Source organism: uncultured Algibacter sp. (assembly GCF_963976535.1).
GTDB lineage: Bacteria > Bacteroidota > Bacteroidia > Flavobacteriales > Flavobacteriaceae > Algibacter_B.
The window spans coordinates 1-1,504 of the sequence record NZ_CAXBLF010000121.1; the positions used below are offsets into that span (position 1 = coordinate 1).

General features: G+C 36.2%; 2 protein-coding genes. Both read right to left on the bottom strand.

Annotated features, from left to right (window positions below):
- Positions 1-7: 7 nt before the first annotated feature.
- Entirely contained in the window at positions 8-538 is a 531-nt protein-coding gene (locus tag AAC024_RS15875; protein WP_339896470.1) for an HAD-IIIA family hydrolase, read from the bottom strand.
- Entirely contained in the window at positions 519-1,286 is a 768-nt protein-coding gene (locus AAC024_RS15880; protein ID WP_339896471.1) for a DUF2520 domain-containing protein, read from the bottom strand. Before AAC024_RS15880 ends, AAC024_RS15875 begins: the two co-directional genes overlap by 20 nt.
- Positions 1,287-1,504 lie beyond the last annotated feature (218 nt).

Consider the following 1,504-nt stretch of genomic DNA (forward strand, 5'->3'; position numbering starts at 1 on the left):
ACTAATTTTAGTCATACTTAGCTCCGTAATTACCATTCCATTTTCCTTGAACTTTCAAAACTTGCTCAATCACATCTCGAACAGCACCTTTGCCACCTTTTTTATGAGAAATGTATTTTGAAATACCTTTTATTTCAGGCACTGCATCTTGCGGACAACACGGTAAGCCTATTCCTTTCATTACCGGGTAATCAGGAATGTCATCGCCCATATACAATACATTTTCAGATTTAATATGCTTTTTACTAAAGTAATCATCAAGCTGTTCTATTTTATTATGAGCGCCTAAATAGATATCTGTAATACCTAAACCTTTCAATCTTAAGCGAACCCCTTCATTAGATCCTCCAGAAATAATACAGACATTAAACCCTTTGTCAACAGCCGTTTTTAAAGCATAGCCATCTTTTATATTCATGGTGCGTAGCATTTCGCCAGTAGTAGTAACAGTAACCGAACCATCGGTTAAAACACCATCTACATCAAAAATTAATGTAGTAATATGCTCTAAATATTCCTTATAACTTTTTTCTTCCATGTGTATGTTTAATCGAGTTAGTCAGCAATTCATAAATATCTTTATGATGTTTGCTCTTTAATGCCTTTAAATGTTTTTTTATAGTTTTTTTGTCGTTGCGCTTAGCAGGCCCCGTTTGTGCCTTGAAAGGCGACATATCTTGAACTTTTCGAGCAGTTTCTAAAATTAGCGGTTTCAATAAGTCAAATTCAGCGCCTTCACTTTCAGTAATTTCATGCCCAATTCGGTATAATTGATTGGTAAAATTATTCACAAAAACCGCTGCTAGATGCAGTACACGCCTCTGGTCGCTATTTATACGTTTTATTGGGCTTCCTAAACTTAAAGTAAGTTTTTTTAAAATAGGAAAACACTTTTTATCAATCGTTTCAATACAAATTGGCACATTCGCAAAATCCATTTCGGCATGTTTACTAAAACTTTGCAGCGGGTAAAGTACACCACGTTTGTGCTTTTTATCAATATCATAAACGCGAACACTACCTGAAGTATGCACAACCAGTTTGTTTTCAAAAGGAAGTTTACTCGATAATTCACAAATCACGTCGTCGCTAACCGCCAGAATATACACATCGGCATCTTTCAATGTGCTTATATCATCCGTTATATCCGTTAAATTTTTATACGATTGTAAGGCATTTAAACTTCTATTATACCATTGAATCACAGAAACTTCATCCGTTTTTTCAAACCCTTTAAATAAATGTGTGGCAACATTCCCAGCGCCAAGAATTACTACTGAAATCATATTGCTAAAATACTAATGAAATATGAATTAGGACTGCAGAATTATTAATTTTTGGGCGCATCCCTATTGGGTCGGGCTATCCGTTGCAAGTCCTCGCTCGTACCTCGCTGTGGGCTTTCCACTTCTATCCCTTGCGCAGTTATTCGCAGCAACAGTTTTTAGTAGCAACATTCAGTCTCAGTCTCAGTCTCAGTCTCAGTCTCAGTCTCAGTCTCAGT

What these genes read in the sequence shown, in the direction of transcription:
- AAC024_RS15875 (WP_339896470.1), bottom strand. Translation starts at nt 538, where the DNA reads ATGGAAGAAAAAAGTTATAAGGAATATTTAGAGCATATTACTACATTA.
- AAC024_RS15880 (WP_339896471.1), bottom strand. Translation starts at nt 1,286, where the DNA reads ATGATTTCAGTAGTAATTCTTGGCGCTGGGAATGTTGCCACACATTTA.